At 60.8% G+C, this 15,055-nt stretch carries 14 protein-coding genes; 11 read left to right on the top strand and 3 right to left on the bottom strand.

Features of this window, described 5'->3' with window-relative positions:
• Nucleotides 1-80 precede the first annotated feature (80 nt).
• The 5 genes from J3P93_RS01940 to J3P93_RS01920 all read left to right on the top strand — a co-directional run bounded on the left by J3P93_RS01940 (nt 81) and on the right by J3P93_RS01920 (nt 4,765).
• The gene (locus J3P93_RS01940; protein WP_434594646.1) at nt 81-1,511 is read left to right on the top strand and encodes a coniferyl aldehyde dehydrogenase; all 1,431 of its coding nucleotides are present in this window, start codon (nt 81-83) and stop codon (nt 1,509-1,511) included.
• A gap of 29 nt (nt 1,512-1,540) precedes the next feature.
• Complete coding sequence (locus J3P93_RS01935) at nt 1,541-2,086, top strand: twin-arginine translocation pathway signal protein (RefSeq protein WP_434594643.1); 546 nt, start codon at nt 1,541-1,543, stop codon at nt 2,084-2,086.
• A gap of 134 nt (nt 2,087-2,220) precedes the next feature.
• Nucleotides 2,221-3,816 carry a GMC family oxidoreductase N-terminal domain-containing protein gene (locus J3P93_RS01930; protein WP_434594640.1) on the top strand — a complete coding sequence of 532 codons (1,596 nt, stop codon included), beginning with the start codon at nt 2,221-2,223 and terminating at the stop codon, nt 3,814-3,816.
• A gap of 115 nt (nt 3,817-3,931) precedes the next feature.
• On the top strand, nt 3,932-4,411 hold the full coding sequence (gene coaD / locus J3P93_RS01925; RefSeq protein ID WP_042606545.1) for a pantetheine-phosphate adenylyltransferase: 480 nt from the start codon (nt 3,932-3,934) through the stop codon (nt 4,409-4,411).
• A 102-nt stretch (nt 4,412-4,513) separates the two neighbouring features.
• Nucleotides 4,514-4,765 (top strand): YfhL family 4Fe-4S dicluster ferredoxin, encoded by a 252-nt coding sequence (locus tag J3P93_RS01920; protein WP_003195146.1) that lies wholly within the window; start codon nt 4,514-4,516, stop codon nt 4,763-4,765.
• Nucleotides 4,766-4,889: 124 nt separating this feature from the next.
• Here the strand turns inward: J3P93_RS01920 and J3P93_RS01915 are convergent, their stop codons facing one another.
• From J3P93_RS01915 to J3P93_RS01905, 3 genes are read right to left on the bottom strand one after another with little or no spacing between them, the layout of a single operon-like run.
• A complete protein-coding gene (locus tag J3P93_RS01915) occupies nt 4,890-5,213 on the bottom strand; it encodes a multidrug transporter (RefSeq protein ID WP_258451259.1) in 324 nt (107 codons plus the stop codon).
• 56 nt (nt 5,214-5,269) lie between these two features.
• Nucleotides 5,270-6,082 (bottom strand): bifunctional DNA-formamidopyrimidine glycosylase/DNA-(apurinic or apyrimidinic site) lyase, encoded by an 813-nt coding sequence (gene mutM / locus J3P93_RS01910; RefSeq protein WP_434594636.1) that lies wholly within the window; start codon nt 6,080-6,082, stop codon nt 5,270-5,272.
• Between the two features lie 12 nt (nt 6,083-6,094).
• Nucleotides 6,095-6,907 (bottom strand): HDOD domain-containing protein, encoded by an 813-nt coding sequence (locus tag J3P93_RS01905; protein WP_167359941.1) that lies wholly within the window; start codon nt 6,905-6,907, stop codon nt 6,095-6,097.
• A gap of 227 nt (nt 6,908-7,134) precedes the next feature.
• Here J3P93_RS01905 and J3P93_RS01900 point away from each other — a divergent pair, with 227 nt between their 5' ends.
• The 6 genes from J3P93_RS01900 (at nt 7,135) to ilvD (ending at nt 14,845) form a co-directional block, all read left to right on the top strand.
• On the top strand, nt 7,135-7,674 hold the full coding sequence (locus J3P93_RS01900) for a type 1 glutamine amidotransferase domain-containing protein (protein ID WP_434594633.1): 540 nt from the start codon (nt 7,135-7,137) through the stop codon (nt 7,672-7,674).
• 163 nt (nt 7,675-7,837) lie between these two features.
• Nucleotides 7,838-9,034 (top strand): class I SAM-dependent rRNA methyltransferase, encoded by a 1,197-nt coding sequence (locus J3P93_RS01895; RefSeq protein WP_093429813.1) that lies wholly within the window; start codon nt 7,838-7,840, stop codon nt 9,032-9,034.
• 441 nt (nt 9,035-9,475) lie between these two features.
• Nucleotides 9,476-10,549: a SagB family peptide dehydrogenase gene (locus J3P93_RS01890; protein ID WP_434594630.1), complete on the top strand. Its 1,074-nt coding sequence runs from the start codon at nt 9,476-9,478 to the stop codon at nt 10,547-10,549.
• Nucleotides 10,546-11,523 (top strand): diiron oxygenase, encoded by a 978-nt coding sequence (locus tag J3P93_RS01885; RefSeq protein ID WP_434594627.1) that lies wholly within the window; start codon nt 10,546-10,548, stop codon nt 11,521-11,523. The genes J3P93_RS01890 and J3P93_RS01885 overlap by 4 nt, the downstream gene beginning before the upstream one ends.
• A complete protein-coding gene (locus J3P93_RS01880) occupies nt 11,516-12,748 on the top strand; it encodes an MFS transporter (protein ID WP_434594624.1) in 1,233 nt (410 codons plus the stop codon). Before J3P93_RS01885 ends, J3P93_RS01880 begins: the two co-directional genes overlap by 8 nt.
• A gap of 255 nt (nt 12,749-13,003) precedes the next feature.
• Nucleotides 13,004-14,845, top strand: coding sequence for a dihydroxy-acid dehydratase (ilvD, locus tag J3P93_RS01875; RefSeq protein ID WP_332764446.1), 1,842 nt, complete (start codon nt 13,004-13,006; stop codon nt 14,843-14,845).
• The last annotated feature ends 210 nt before the right edge of the window (nt 14,846-15,055 follow it).

The following is a 15,055-nucleotide window of genomic DNA, read 5'->3' as shown; positions in this document are numbered from 1 at the left end:
CGCCGTGCAAGGAAGTCATTTGACTTTCTAGAGCATAGACTCTAAAAAGTTCGTCACTACAATAAAATCCGGAGCAGAGCATGACTGCCGATATTGCCTACCTGCAAACGTTGCAGCCCGCGCTGGCCGAGCTTGATCGGTTGTTCGAGGCGCAACGTGCCGCCTACGCCGCCAATCCAATGCCGCCCGCTGCGCAACGCCAGCAATGGCTCAAGGCACTGGCGGATCTGCTGAGCAGCGAACGGCAGGCATTGATTGCCGCCATCAGTTCGGATTTCAGCCATCGCAGCGCCGATGAAACCCTGCTCGCCGAACTGATGCCGAGCCTGCACGGCATCCATTACGCCAGCCGCCATCTCAAAGGCTGGATGAAAGCCTCACGGCGCAAGGTCGGCATGGCCTTCCAGCCGGCTTCGGCAAAAGTGGTTTATCAGCCGCTGGGCGTGGTTGGCGTGATCGTGCCGTGGAATTACCCGTTGTATCTGGCCGTCGGCCCGTTGGTCGGCGCGCTGGCGGCGGGCAATCGGGTGATGCTCAAACTCAGCGAATCGACCCCGGCCACCGGGCTGCTGCTCAAGGAACTGCTGGCGCGCATCTTCCCCGAAGATCTGGTCTGCGTAGTCCTCGGCGAGGCCGATATCGGCGTGGCATTTTCCCGCCTGCGCTTCGATCATTTGTTGTTCACCGGCGCCACCAGCATAGGTAAACATGTGATGCGCGCCGCAGCGGAAAACCTCACTCCGGTAACCCTCGAACTGGGCGGAAAATCCCCGGCCATCGTCTCGCAGGACGTGCCGCTCAAGGACGCCGCCGAGCGCATCGCCTTCGGCAAGACCCTGAACGCCGGCCAGACCTGCGTTGCCCCCGATTATGTGCTGGTGCCGGAAGATCGTGTCGGTGCGTTCGTTGAAGCCTATCGTCAGGCCGTGCAAGGTTTTTACCCGACGCTCGCCGACAATCCTGACTACACGGCGATCATCAACGACCGTCAGCTGGCCCGCCTAAACGGCTACGTCAGCGATGCCACCAGCAAGGGCGCGCTGTTGATTCCGCTGTTCGAACAGGGTCAGGGCCGGCGCATGCCGCACAGCGTGCTGCTGAATGTCAGCGATGAAATGACGGTGATGCAGGACGAAATCTTCGGCCCACTGCTGCCAATCGTGCCGTATCGGGATTTGCAGCAGGCATTTGCTTACATCAATCAGCGCCCACGTCCTCTGGCTCTTTACTACTTTGGCTACGACAAACGCGAACAGAACCGCGTGCTGCACGAAACCCATTCCGGCGGCGTATGCTTCAACGACACTTTGCTGCATGTCGCACAGGACGACATGCCGTTTGGCGGCATCGGCGCCTCCGGCATGGGTCATTACCACGGCCATGAAGGTTTCCTGACATTCAGCAAAGCCAAAGGCGTGCTGATCAAACAGCGTTTCAACGCCGCCAGGCTGATCTACCCGCCCTACGGCAAAACCGTGCAGAAGCTGATTCAGAAACTGTTCATTCGCTAAACGCTGGTCACCGCCGGGTAATAACAACAATGCACCCAAGCCTGACTGAAACACCCGCGCTGTCGCGCCGCGGCCTGCTGAAATTCAGCCTCGGCGCCACCGCATTCCTCGCCACCGCCGGCCTCGGCGCCAGCCTCAGTGGCTGCTCGTCGAGCATCGCCGCCAACGGTTTTGTCTCACTGCGCGACGGCGATCTGCTGTTTCTGCGCGCGCTGATTCCGGTGATGCTCGACGGCGCCGTCGCGGCCGAGAAGCTGCCGACTGCAGTCGATGGCACGCTCAAGTCGCTGGACTACAGCCTCGATCACCTGTCACCGGAAATGCTCAAGCTCACCCGACAACTGTTCGACGTGCTGGGCATGGCCGTCACCCGCGGGCCGCTCACCGGCATCTGGGGCAGTTGGGAAAACGCCAGCCCCGCGGGCATGCGGCATTTTCTCGAGCGCTGGGAAAACAGCTCATTGAGCCTGTTGCGCATGGGCCATAGCTCGCTGCAGCAGATGGTGATGATGGCGTGGTACACGCGCCCGGAGTCCTGGGCGCATTGCGGTTATCCGGGCCCGCCCAGCGTTTGAAATCGGCGGCGCGGCCTTCGCGAGCAGGGTCGCTCCCGCAGAGGCAATGCATTTCAAATGTGGGAGCGAGCCTGCTCGCGAAGAGGCCAGTCGCCACACCTTGCATCCAAGAATAATAAAAGAGAGCCCGACCGATGCCCGTACCCGATCCTTTCCGCGAAGGCCTCGCCCGCGGCTGGAAAACCTACAACGGTTCGCAACTGACCGACGACCTGACCCTTGAAGCCGACGTAGCGATCATCGGCAGCGGCGCTGGCGGCGGTACCACTGCGGAAATTCTCAGCGCGGCCGGCTACAAAGTCCTGCTGATCGAAGAAGGCCCGCTGAAAACCAGCTCCGACTTCAAACTGCTTGAGGCCCAGGCCTACTGCAGCCTCTATCAGGAAGGCATCGGGCGCATGAGCAAGGACGGTGCGATCACCATCCTGCAAGGCCGCGCGGTCGGCGGCACGACGCTGATCAATTGGACTTCGAGCTTCCGCACTCCCGATCCGACCCTCGAACACTGGGCTCGGGAACACAACGTCAAAGGCCACAGCCCGGCCGAAATGGCACCGTGGTTCGAAAAAATGGAGCAGCGTCTCGGCGTCGCGCCATGGCGGGTGCCGCCGAATGCCAATAATGACGTGATCCGCAAAGGCTGCGAACAGCTCGGCTACAGCTGGCATGTGATCCCGCGCAACGTGCGCGGCTGCTGGAATCTGGGTTATTGCGGCATGGGCTGCCCGGCCAATGCCAAGCAATCGATGCTGGTCACGACCATTCCGGCGACGTTGGAAAAGGGTGGCGAGCTGCTGTATCTGGCGCGCGCCGAGAAACTGCTGATCAACGGCGACAAGGTGGCCGGTCTGCAATGCGTGGCCATGGACGAGCGCTGCGTCGAGCCGACCGGTCGGCGCATCACCGTTCAGGCGCGGCATTACGTGCTGGCGGGCGGCGGCATCAACAGCCCGGCGCTGCTGCTGCGTTCGGACGCGCCGGACCCGTATGAGAATCTTGGCAAGCGTACGTTCCTGCACCCGGTGAACATGTCCGCCGCGCGCTTTGACGAAGTCATCAACCCGTTCTACGGCGCGCCGCAGTCGATTTATTCCGACCATTTCCAATGGAAGGACGGCACCACCGGGCCGATGGCCTTCAAACTCGAAGTGCCGCCACTGCACCCGGCGCTGGCGGCGACCTTGCTCGGCGGCTTCGGTGCGGAAAATGCGCAGCACATGGCCGATCTGCCGCACACCCACGCCATGCTCGCCTTGCTGCGCGACGGTTTTCACCCGGACAGCACTGGTGGCGCGGTCGAACTGCGCGGCGACGGTTCGCCGGTGCTCGACTATCAGGTTTCGCCCTACGCCTGGGACGGTCTGCGCCGGGCCTTTCACGTCATGGCGGAAATCCAGTTCGCCGGTGGCGCGAAATCGGTGATGCCGATGCATGCCGACGCCCGCTACGTGAACACCCTGGCTGAAGCGCGCAGCCTGATCGACGGGCTGAGCCTTGAGCTGTATCGCACGCGCCTGGGCAGCGCCCATGTGATGGGCGGCTGCGCCATGGGTGAGGATGTCAAAAGCGCGGTGACCGACAGTCTCGGGCGCCATCACCAATTGGCCAATCTGTCGATTCACGACGGCTCGCTGTTCCCCACCAGCATTGGCGCCAACCCGCAACTGTCGGTGTATGGCCTGACCGCGCAACTCGCGACGTCCCTCGCCGATCGGCTGAGAAACCCATGAAAAAACCGATGATTGCCGGCGTCTATAGTGCGTTCTTACCCAACACGCGACTTGGCCGACCGGTTAGGCTGCGATACCATCCGACTCCCCAACGGACTCCCGCCAGGACGACGCGATGAACCGAGTGTTGTACCCAGGTACCTTCGACCCTATTACCAAGGGCCATGGCGATCTGGTCGAACGCGCCTCGCGCCTGTTCGACCATGTGATCATTGCTGTCGCCGCCAGCCCGAAAAAGAACCCGCTGTTCCCGCTGGAACAGCGCGTGGAACTGGCGCGCGAAGTCACCCGGCACTTGCCGAACGTGGAAGTGGTCGGTTTCTCGACGCTGCTGGCGCATTTCGCTAAAGAGCAGAACGCCAATGTGTTCCTGCGTGGTTTGCGCGCGGTGTCGGACTTCGAATACGAATTCCAGCTGGCCAACATGAACCGCCAGCTGGCGCCGGATGTGGAGAGTCTGTTCCTCACGCCGTCGGAACGCTATTCGTTCATTTCCTCGACGCTGGTACGGGAAATTGCCGCGCTGGGCGGCGATATCAGCAAGTTCGTCCACCCGGCCGTGGCCGATGCGCTGACCCTGCGCTTTAAAAAGTAACGACCGTTCAAACGGCGCCCGCGTGCACTGCGGGCGCCAATGCGGCACAATTGCGCGCATTGATTTATAGCGCCCGGGCCTGCCGCCCCGGCTGGAGTTAGCATGTCCCTGATCATCACCGACGATTGCATCAACTGCGACGTCTGCGAACCCGAGTGCCCGAACGCCGCCATCTCCCAAGGCGAAGAGATCTACGTGATCGACCCCAACCTGTGCACCCAGTGCGTCGGCCACTACGACGAACCGCAGTGCCAGCAGGTCTGCCCGGTGGATTGCATTCCGCTGGACGAAGCCCATCCGGAGACTGAAGAGCAGTTGATGGAGAAGTACCGCAAGATCACGGGCAAGGCCTGATTTTTCAGTGCCTGTACCGACGCCATCGCGAGCAAGCTCACTCCTACATTGGAACGTATTTCAACTGTAGGAGTGAGCCTGCTCGCGATAGGGCCATCAGCCACACTGCTGAAATCTGATCAGCTCACTCGCGCTGCTCAAACCCCTCCCCCGTACACCCCAGACAGCGCACAAACGCCGCCTTCGCCGGGTCGACCACCAGCGCCTGCCCCGCATCGCCGACCCCGCCGCCCAGCGCGGTGAACGGTAACGACACGACAAATGCCCCGGCCCCGATCACCGTCGCCACGACCAATAACGGCCGAGCGATCAGCAGATCGCCGAGCATGGCGTAGGCCGGTGGGTTCTGGATGGTGTAGCGCGGATCACCGCTGCCGTTTTCCGAGGCCCGGGCAACCAGACTGGAACACAACAGCAGCGTGACGAAGAGGACTTGCAGGCATTTCATGGCGCGATCCTTCGGGCTGAGCAGTGAGACTTCTCACTATAGACCCAAGGATTTTTTCAGGTCTGGCAGCGCGGGCAGAACACACTGGCGCGCTGCCCAAGCTTCACCTCACGCAGGCCGGTGCCGCAGATCTTGCAGTGTTCACCGCCGCGGCCGTAGACAAACAGCTCCTGCTGGAAATACCCCGGCTGCCCGTCGCCGCCGATGAAATCACGCAATGTGGTGCCGCCGCGCTCGATCGCTGCGGCGAGGATGCGTTTGATCTCGATCGCCAGCTTCAGATAGCGCCCTCGGGAAATTCCGCCGGCCGCGCGACGCGGGTCGATCCCGGCGGCAAACAGCGCTTCGGTCGCGTAGATATTGCCGACCCCGACCACCACGGCGTTGTCCATGATGAACGGCTTGACCGCCATCGCCCGCCCGCGCGACGGCTGAAACAACCGCTCGCCATCGAACAGATCGGTCAGCGGTTCCGGCCCGAGGCGAATCAGCAATTCATGGTTGAGCGGATCGCTGCTCCACAACATCGCACCGAAACGCCGCGGATCGGTGTAGCGCAGCGCCAGCCCCGACTCCAGCTCGATGTCGACGTGCTCGTGCTTGAGCGCCGGCAACCCGGATTCGACCAGACGTAGATTGCCCGACATGCCCAGATGGCTGATCAGCGTGCCGACCTCGGCATTGATCAACAGGTACTTGGCGCGGCGCTCGACCAGCACGATGCGCTGTCCCGACAGGCGCACGTCGAGGTCTTCGGGGATCGGCCAGCGTAGCCGCCGATCCCGCACGATCACCCGGCTGACGCGCTGGCCTTCCAGATGCGGGGCAATGCCGCGGCGGGTGGTTTCGACTTCCGGCAGTTCAGGCATGCTGTCCTCGAATCAATGCGCGCCGAGGTCGCGGATCGTTTGCTTGAGGGTTTCGAAGTCGTAATCCGATAGACCGACGTAGTCGAGCACCAGCGGGCCGACGGCGTTCCACTCGAAGTCTTCGGTCTGGTTGCCCAGCACCCGGTACGACGCGCAGATGTTTTCGGCCATTTTCAGAATCGCCAGGAGGTTTTTCAGCTGACTGTTCTTCGACGACTCGTCGCTGAAAATCGCCAAAGCGTTGTGGTGATTGGCGATGGCTGCGCTGACATGTTCCGGCAACCGCCAGGATTTCGCGGTGTAATAACCGACCACGGCATGGTTGGTGTTGAACACACGGTTTTCCGTGTCGACCACCCGGCATTCCGGGCTGGCGCTGGCGTAGGCCTCTTCGAGTACGGTCATGTAATCGGGGAAGCGCTGCAGCATCAACGGCACGCCACAATCGTGGAACAGCCCCAGCGCATAGGCTTCATCGCCGGCCTGGGTGCCGATGCGCTTGGCCAGGGTCAGGCAGGTCATCGCCACATCCTGAGCGGTGTCCCAGAAACGATTAAGGGTGACGATGGTGTCGTCATTCATTTCGCCCTTGATCGACTGCGCGTTGATCAGGTTGATGATCGAACGGCTGCCCAGCAGGTTCACTGCGCGCTGGATCGAGGTGATCTTGTTGCTCAGGCCGTAATAAGGCGAATTGACGATCTTCAGCAGCGCGCCGGACAGGCCTGGGTCCTGGGAGATCAGCTTGGCGATCACCTCCAGGTCCGGGTCGGGCATGTATTGCTCCATTTGCAGATCCACCATGATCTGCGGTTGCGCCGGCACACTGATGCCTTGCAGCGATTGTTGAATCTGTTCGGTGGTCAGCTCTTGGGACATAAGTACACACTCTGGGACAGGCGGCGATTCTAACCGCTGAAACCGCACGGCGACACACCGACGGGCACATCGCCGGAACTTTCATTCAAGCCCAGGCTTCGGACTGTGTGAGGCCCGCTGCACTTTTCACGTTCGGCGCGGTGAAAAATTCCCACAGACTCAGGAGCTTATCGATGGCTAATTCCCTGAACGGCAAACGCGTCGCTTTTTTGGTAACCGATGGTTTCGAACAGGTGGAACTGACAGGTCCCAAGGACGCCCTCGACCAGGCCGGCGCGCAGACCGAAATCCTCTCGGCGAAATCCGGCACGGTCAAAGGCTGGAATCATGACCAGCCGGCGGACGACTTCCCCGTCGCCAATACCTTCCAGGCCGTCAACATCGATCAATACGACGCCGTGGTCCTGCCCGGCGGTGTGCAGAACTCGGACACCATCCGCATCGATGAAAATGCCCAGCAACTGGTCAAGTCCGCCGCGTCGGCCGGCAAGCCGATCGCGGTGATCTGTCATGGCGGCTGGCTGCTGATTTCCGCGGGGCTGGTCGATGGCAAGACCATGACCAGTTACAAAACCCTCAAGGACGATCTGGTCAATGCCGGTGCCAACTGGGTTGATCAGGAAGTGGTCAAGGACGGCAAGCTGATCAGCAGCCGCCAGCCGGACGATGTGCCGGCGTTCAGTCAGGCTTTGATCGACGCTCTGGCTGCGTAATCTCCGGCCCCCCTTTCGCGAGCAGGCTCGCTCCCACTGGTATTCGCGATACCAATGTGGGAGCGAGCCTGCTCGCGAAGGCGCCATCAGCGTTTCATCGCATCCACGGCCCTGCGCAAACTTCAACACGCTATACTCCCGCTCTTTTTTCCGGAGCGACGTCATGTCCCTGCCTAGCTTGCGCCTCAAAGCCAACGCCGACCGTCGCCTGCGCGCCGGTCACCTGTGGGTCTACAGCAACGAAATCGATGTAGCCGCGACCCCGCTGCACGGCTTCAATGCCGGCGATCAGGCCATCCTCGAAGCTGCGGGTGGCAAGCCGTTGGGCATCGTCGCGATGAGCCCGAACAACCTGATCTGTGCCCGCCTGCTGTCGCGCGACATCAAGGTTGCGCTGGACAAATCCTTGCTGGTGCACCGTTTGAACGTGGCACTATCGCTGCGCGAGCGTTTGTTCGACAAGCCGTTCTATCGCCTGGTCTACGGCGATTCCGACCTGTTGCCGGGTCTGGTGGTCGACCGTTTCGGCGACATTCTTGTAGTGCAGATTGCTTCGGCGACCATGGAAGCGCACAAGGACGACGTGATCGCCGCCCTGACCCAAGTGCTCAAGCCAAGCGGCATTCTGTTCAAGAACGACTCCGCCGCCCGTGATGCCGAAGGTCTCAACCGCTACGTCGAGACGGTGTTCGGTCTGGTTCCGGAATGGGTTGCGCTGGAAGAGAACGGCGTTAAATTCGAAGCGCCGGTGATTCAGGGGCAGAAAACCGGCTGGTTCTACGATCACCGCATGAATCGCGCTCGCCTCGCTCCTTACGCTAAAGGCAAACGCGTCCTCGACCTCTACAGCTACATCGGTGGCTGGGGTGTGCAAGCGGCCGCATTCGGCGCCAGCGAAGTGTTCTGCGTCGATGCTTCGGCGTTCGCCCTCGACGGCGTTGAGCGTAACGCGGCGCTGAACGGTTTCGCCGACAAGATGACCTGCATCGAAGGCGATGTTTTCGAGGCCCTGAAAGAGCTGAAAGCCAGCGAAGAGCGTTTCGACGTGATCGTTGCCGACCCGCCAGCCTTCATCAAGCGCAAGAAAGACATGAAAAACGGCGAAGGCGCTTACCGTCGCCTGAACGAGCAAGCCATGCGCCTGCTCAACAAGGACGGCATCCTGGTCAGCGCGTCGTGCTCGATGCACCTGCCCGAGGACGATCTGCAGAACATCCTGCTGACCAGTGCCCGTCACCTGGATCGCAACATTCAGCTGCTGGAGCGTGGCGGGCAGGGTCCGGACCACCCGGTACACCCGGCCATCGCCGAAACTCGCTACATCAAGAGCATTACCTGCCGCCTGCTGCCCAACAGCTGATTCGCGCGGATAACGGGGGAGCCAGCAGGCTCCCCCGTTTGCTTGTACACCGCCCGGTGTGTTTTTTTCGACCTGTTCTGCAAACTTCCTACAATTACTTTCCTCCAGTCATGCAGGACGTTTCTCTTCGCCTTTCAATTAGCGAAACTTCGCCTACAAGTTAATTTAAGTACAAAGACAGCTCTGACAAAATTACTGGAATTTTCCTACCGAATATCTGCTTGCCAATAATCCATTACAAACTATTATGAAGTTGTCACCACGAGGTGACTTCAACTATCAATGAACATGGAGTTCACATTATGAAAAGCATTTCTCTGGAAAGTAAAAAACTCGCAAACCTGGCTTTTCTGGTTGCCGCTAAAGCCCGCTAAGTAAGGCAGGACGCCGGGAGTGCCGGCACCCGGCGTCCTTTTGACTTTACCCAGAGTGAATACCCTCATGCACATCAATCCCTTTCTCTTCATATTGCCGCGCCCTTCCGGACAAGTCATATGGAATTATAGAGACCACACTCAATATGAACTTGAGCTGGACTACACAATTCGTCTTGCGCAATTAGTCGACAATCCCGAACTGTACGACCCGCATAACATCATAGACACACAACTATTGAATGCAGGCATTCTAACTATTTCAAAACTCGACAATTCATCCTGGGGCTGGGACGAACTGTCGAAGATCTATCATATCGGCACCCAGAATATTCCCTGTGAACATACGCCACAGAATATCCAGGAGTGGTCCAGACATTATCTGGCCCACTGCAATGAAGTGCTCGCCGCACCGCCACCGACGACTGATCGTCCGGGATGCAAGGCAGACCGACGCATTGCTCTGCCCCGGCCCCGCGCCTTGAAAGACGAGAGCCTGATGCGCGCCCTGCTGCAGCGCAAAACCTGTCGGACCTACACAGGCGCAGCGGTCACGCTGGATGATCTCGGTACGCTGCTTTATCTGTCTTTCGGTTATCTCGAAGAACGCGAGCATGACCGCGACGACAGCATCGCCCACGGACTCGGCGCCCGTCGGAGCAGCCCTTCCGCTGGCGGGCTGAATGCCTGCGAAGCCTTTCTGCTGGTGCAGAACGTCGATGGCCTGGAGCCGGGCGTCTACAGCTACCACCCGGCCGAACATTCACTGAGCACGGTCAATCCTTTGCCAGCACCCGCGCTGGGCCAATTGCTCGCTGGCCAGCATTTCATCAATAACCTGCCCTTGGGTGTGTTCATCACCGCGCGTTTTGACCGGCTCTGGTGGAAATACGAACACTCACGGGCCTACCGCATGGCCTTCGTCGAAGCCGGCCACCTGTCGCAATCCTTCCAGTTGGTCGCCACCGCGCTCGGCCTCAATACCTGGCTGACCGGTGCGTTTGCCGATCAGCAGGTCGAAGCCCTGCTTTCGCTTGCGGGGAGTGCCGAACAACCGCTGTTCTTCGTCGGCTGTGGGCAAAGCGGCGGCCAAGCGATGTGCGACGAGATGCATCAACTGCTGAGCGAGGGCCAAGCATGAGCCTGACGACTGCAGAGCCGGATGAGGCGCCCGTGTCATGGGCACTGAAGTTCACCCTCAAGGATTGGGAAAGCCGCGCCTCGGTGCGCAGCAGTACCCATGACTATCTGTTACCGGACGATGTGGCCGCGCAGCTGCAAACCCGTCACTGGTTTCCCCCGGCCTTCATTCCCTATCTGGCGCACCCGGCCATCCAGGCGGCAGGGCGCGACGTGCAGCATCGATTGTCCGCCAACCATCTGGTGCACTTTCTCGATTACACCACCCTGCTCGAACACCGCATCGTCAATCGCGCCGTGGAAGTGATCGTGCACCGTGAGTTGCCGGTTTTCGTGCCGCTGGCGATGAAACACGCGGCGTTGCAGCTCTATACCGACGAGGGCTACCACGCGTTGTTCTCCAATCGGCTGGCTGAGCAGATCGCCGGTTTCTATGGCATCAGCGGGCGTCCGGCACTGCCCAAGCGCATCGCACGCCTCAACGCCTTGATCGCCCGCACTCCGGAAAAGCACCGACCACTGGCATGGTTTCTGCTCGGCTTCGTCTCGGAAACCATCATTGCCCGCGAGCTGCTGGACGTGTGCCGCGACAGCCTGGTGTCCAGCGTAAGCGACATGCTGCGCGACCACCTGACCGACGAGGCCCGCCACAGTCGTTATTTCGCCGAAGTGTTCCATTACCTCTGGCTGTCGATGCTCAGCCGCCAGCGCACCTTCGTCAGCAGGACCTTGCTGGAAATCATCGGTATTTTTTTCGAGGCCGACGAACGCTGGTTGCAACAGGGCCTGCGCGGCGCGGGCATAGCCGAGACGGACGTAATGGAAATAGTCAGCGGCATGGCCAACGTGCAGGCCAATCGCGCACGGGCGCGATCAGGTGCCATCGCTACGCTGGATGCACTGCGCAAGGCCGGTTTTTTTGCATTGCCCCATAACCAGACACTTTTTGCCAGGGCAGGACTGATCGATGCATAAGGCAACCTCCGTGGTAACCGTCAGGCAGCGCCGCGCAGCGGTGGGCCTGTTGCTGGCGATGGTGCTGCTTGGCGTGTTCCCGCTGGATGTGTTGCTGCCCTCGTTTCCGGCATTGGCGGCGCACTTTGCCCGTTCACCGGCAGACATTGCGCTGTCGATCAGCCTGTTTGCGGTGGGCATCGCGTTTGCCCAGTTGCTGATCGGCCCCCTGTCCGACGTGATCGGCCGCAAGGGCTTGCTGCTGGCGGGCATGAGCGTGTCGATGCTCGGCGCAGTCGGTTGCGTGATGACCAGCGATTACACCCTGTTCCTGGTGTTCCGGGTCATGCAAGCAGTGGGGTGCGGATGCTTTGTGCTGTCTCAGGCGCTGGTGCAGGATCTGTTCGAAGGGGCTGAACGCGACCGGCTGCGCATCCTGATGGTTACGGCCACCGGAATTTTCATCTCGGTGTCGCCGCTGGCAGGCACCTTTCTGCAGGCTACGCTCGGCTGGCGCGGCAGTTTCTGGGTGTTCACGGCGCTGTCCGCCGTGGTGCTGGTCAAGGCCTGGGTGTTTTTGCAAAACAGCCGGCCGGCCGAAAGTGGTGCACGGGTCGGCTTCATCCGCGCCTATCGCCGCGTATTGGGTGACTTTGAATTTGTCGGTTACTGGCTGATCTCGGCGTTTGCCTTCGCCTGCCATTTCTCTTTCATCGTGATCTCACCACTGATCTTCATGGATCAACTGCAGCTCGCGCCGTATGACTTTTCGTTGATTCTGCTGCTATACGGTGCCGCTTATGTCGTCGGTGGCATTCTTGCCGCGGTGCTGAACCGGCGCATCGCCCCGGTGCAGCAGATATTCACCGGGCTCGGCCTGATATTGCTGGCGGGGCTGGCAATGCTGTATCTGGCCGCCGAGCATGCGCTGGCCCCGGTCACGGTGCTGATTCCGATGCTGATCTGCACCGCTGGCACCACCATCGCCCGCCCTGCCGCAACATCGCGGGCCATGAGCCTGTTTCCTGACAACGCCGGTACCTCGGCTTCGGCGGGCAGCACGATCATCTTCATTTGCGGCGGGCTGATCAGCGCGTTGATCAGCCTCAGCCCAGGCAATCTGCAAGCGACGCTGGGTTATTGCTTCGTGCTGCTGAGCGCAATAGCGCTGCTGCTCAACCACCGGCTCAGCCGGCGTGCGAGCAACCTTGCTGCCAGTGCCTTGGCGCAGAGCGGCGGCGATTGAAGCTGCCAGTCGTCATTCCACACCGACCGCAGCACGTTGCGCCATTCCCTCCAGACGCCAGCGGTGTAGAATCGCCTCATTCATCGCCATTCATCCCCGGCGGGTTTATGAGCTCAGGCTGAGACCAGCGGTGATCCCGCAACGTCATCGGCAGCTTCCGAAACACACGGCTATTTCCGCATGTTCCAGAGGTCCATAGAAGCTCACTCCCCTTTAGCACCTGATTAGCACCTGATTAGCCGCCCGGAGTGTTCCATGCCAGATTATCGTTCCAAAACATCCACCCACGGCCGCAACATGGCCGGCGCCCGCGCACTGTGGCGCGCCACGGGGATGAAGGATGACGACTTCAAAAAGCCGATCATCGCCATTGCCAACTCGTTCACCCAGTTCGTCCCGGGTCACGTACACCTGAAGGATCTGGGCCAACTGGTCGCCCGCGAAATCGAACGCGCCGGCGGTGTGGCAAAGGAATTCAACACCATTGCTGTGGATGACGGCATCGCCATGGGCCACGACGGCATGCTTTATTCGCTGCCGAGCCGCGAGATTATTGCCGACTCCGTCGAATACATGGTCAACGCCCACTGCGCCGACGCCATCGTCTGCATCTCCAACTGCGACAAGATCACCCCAGGCATGTTGATGGCAGCCCTGCGCCTGAACATTCCGGTGATCTTCGTTTCCGGCGGCCCGATGGAAGCCGGCAAGACCAAACTCGCTTCCCACGGCCTCGATCTGGTCGACGCCATGGTGATCGCCGCCGACTCCAGCGCTTCTGACGAGAAAGTCGCCGAGTACGAGCGCAGCGCCTGCCCGACGTGCGGTTCGTGCTCCGGCATGTTCACCGCCAACTCGATGAACTGCCTGACCGAAGCACTGGGCCTGGCCTTGCCGGGTAACGGTTCGACCCTCGCCACCCACAGCGATCGCGAGCAACTGTTCCTGCAGGCTGGCCGCACCATCGTCGAGCTGTGCAAGCGCTACTACGGCGAAAACGACGAGTCGGTGTTGCCGCGCAACATCGCCAACTTCAAGGCGTTCGAGAACGCGATGATGCTCGACATCGCCATGGGCGGGTCGACCAACACCATCCTGCACTTGCTCGCCGCCGCTCAGGAAGCCGAAATCGATTTCGACCTGCGCGACATCGATCGCCTCTCGCGCAGCGTTCCGCAGCTGTGCAAGGTTGCGCCGAACATTCAGAAGTACCACATGGAAGACGTGCACCGCGCCGGCGGCATTTTCAGCATCCTCGGTTCGCTGGCCCGTGGCGGCCTGCTGCACACCGACCTGCCGACCGTGCACAGCCGCAGCATGGAAGAAGCCATCGCCAAGTGGGACATCACCCAGACCAGCGACGAGGCTGTGCATCACTTCTTCAAGGCCGGCCCTGCGGGCATTCCGACGCAGACCGCATTCAGCCAGTCGACCCGTTGGGAAACCCTGGACGACGACCGTGAAAACGGCTGCATCCGCAGCTTCGAGCACGCCTACTCGAAAGAAGGTGGCCTGGCCGTGCTGTACGGCAACATCGCGCAGGACGGCTGCGTGGTGAAAACCGCGGGCGTCGACGAGTCGATTCACGTCTTCGAAGGTAACGCGAAGATCTTCGAAAGCCAGGACAGCGCCGTGCGCGGCATCCTCGCAGACGAAGTGAAGGAAGGCGACATCGTCATCATTCGCTACGAAGGCCCGAAAGGCGGTCCGGGCATGCAGGAAATGCTCTACCCGACTTCGTACCTCAAGTCCAAAGGGCTGGGCAAAGCCTGTGCCTTGCTCACTGACGGCCGTTTCTCCGGCGGCACGTCAGGCCTGTCCATCGGTCACGCTTCGCCAGAAGCTGCCGCCGGCGGCGCGATCGGTCTGGTGCAGGATGGCGACAAAGTGCTGATCGACATTCCGAACCGCTCGATCAACCTGTTGGTCAGCGACGAAGAACTGGCGGCACGCCGTGCCGAGCAGGACAAGAAAGGCTGGAAACCGGTCGAACAGCGCCCACGCAAAGTGACCACCGCCCTCAAGGCCTACGCCCTGCTGGCGACCAGCGCCGACAAGGGCGCAGTGCGCAACAAAGCGATGCTCGACGGGATTTAAAACAGCAAAACAGCTGCAAGGACCAAGCGGCAAGCTGCAAGCAAGAGCTGCGTTGCGCCTACCTTGATCGTTCCCACGCTCCGGCGTGGGAATGCCTCAAGGGACGCTCCGCGTCCAGTGACGCGGAGCGTCACGGGCTGCATTCCCACGCGGAGCGTGGGAACGATCAAATTTAAAACAGCTGCAAGTACCAAGCTGCAAGCTGCAAGC

The organism is Pseudomonas sp. R3-57 (assembly GCF_051132065.1).
In the GTDB taxonomy this organism is placed as follows: domain Bacteria; phylum Pseudomonadota; class Gammaproteobacteria; order Pseudomonadales; family Pseudomonadaceae; genus Aquipseudomonas.
Note: the sequence above shows the minus strand (reverse complement) of the source record. Positions and strands in the feature narration are given on the sequence as shown.

What these genes read in the sequence shown, in the direction of transcription:
- J3P93_RS01940 (WP_434594646.1), top strand. Translation starts at nt 81, where the DNA reads ATGACTGCCGATATTGCCTACCTGCAAACGTTGCAGCCCGCGCTGGCC.
- J3P93_RS01935 (WP_434594643.1), top strand. Translation starts at nt 1,541, where the DNA reads ATGCACCCAAGCCTGACTGAAACACCCGCGCTGTCGCGCCGCGGCCTG.
- J3P93_RS01930 (WP_434594640.1), top strand. Translation starts at nt 2,221, where the DNA reads ATGCCCGTACCCGATCCTTTCCGCGAAGGCCTCGCCCGCGGCTGGAAA.
- coaD (WP_042606545.1), top strand. Translation starts at nt 3,932, where the DNA reads ATGAACCGAGTGTTGTACCCAGGTACCTTCGACCCTATTACCAAGGGC.
- J3P93_RS01920 (WP_003195146.1), top strand. Translation starts at nt 4,514, where the DNA reads ATGTCCCTGATCATCACCGACGATTGCATCAACTGCGACGTCTGCGAA.
- J3P93_RS01915 (WP_258451259.1), bottom strand. Translation starts at nt 5,213, where the DNA reads ATGAAATGCCTGCAAGTCCTCTTCGTCACGCTGCTGTTGTGTTCCAGT.
- mutM (WP_434594636.1), bottom strand. Translation starts at nt 6,082, where the DNA reads ATGCCTGAACTGCCGGAAGTCGAAACCACCCGCCGCGGCATTGCCCCG.
- J3P93_RS01900 (WP_434594633.1), top strand. Translation starts at nt 7,135, where the DNA reads ATGGCTAATTCCCTGAACGGCAAACGCGTCGCTTTTTTGGTAACCGAT.
- J3P93_RS01895 (WP_093429813.1), top strand. Translation starts at nt 7,838, where the DNA reads ATGTCCCTGCCTAGCTTGCGCCTCAAAGCCAACGCCGACCGTCGCCTG.
- J3P93_RS01890 (WP_434594630.1), top strand. Translation starts at nt 9,476, where the DNA reads ATGCACATCAATCCCTTTCTCTTCATATTGCCGCGCCCTTCCGGACAA.
- J3P93_RS01885 (WP_434594627.1), top strand. Translation starts at nt 10,546, where the DNA reads ATGAGCCTGACGACTGCAGAGCCGGATGAGGCGCCCGTGTCATGGGCA.
- J3P93_RS01880 (WP_434594624.1), top strand. Translation starts at nt 11,516, where the DNA reads ATGCATAAGGCAACCTCCGTGGTAACCGTCAGGCAGCGCCGCGCAGCG.
- ilvD (WP_332764446.1), top strand. Translation starts at nt 13,004, where the DNA reads ATGCCAGATTATCGTTCCAAAACATCCACCCACGGCCGCAACATGGCC.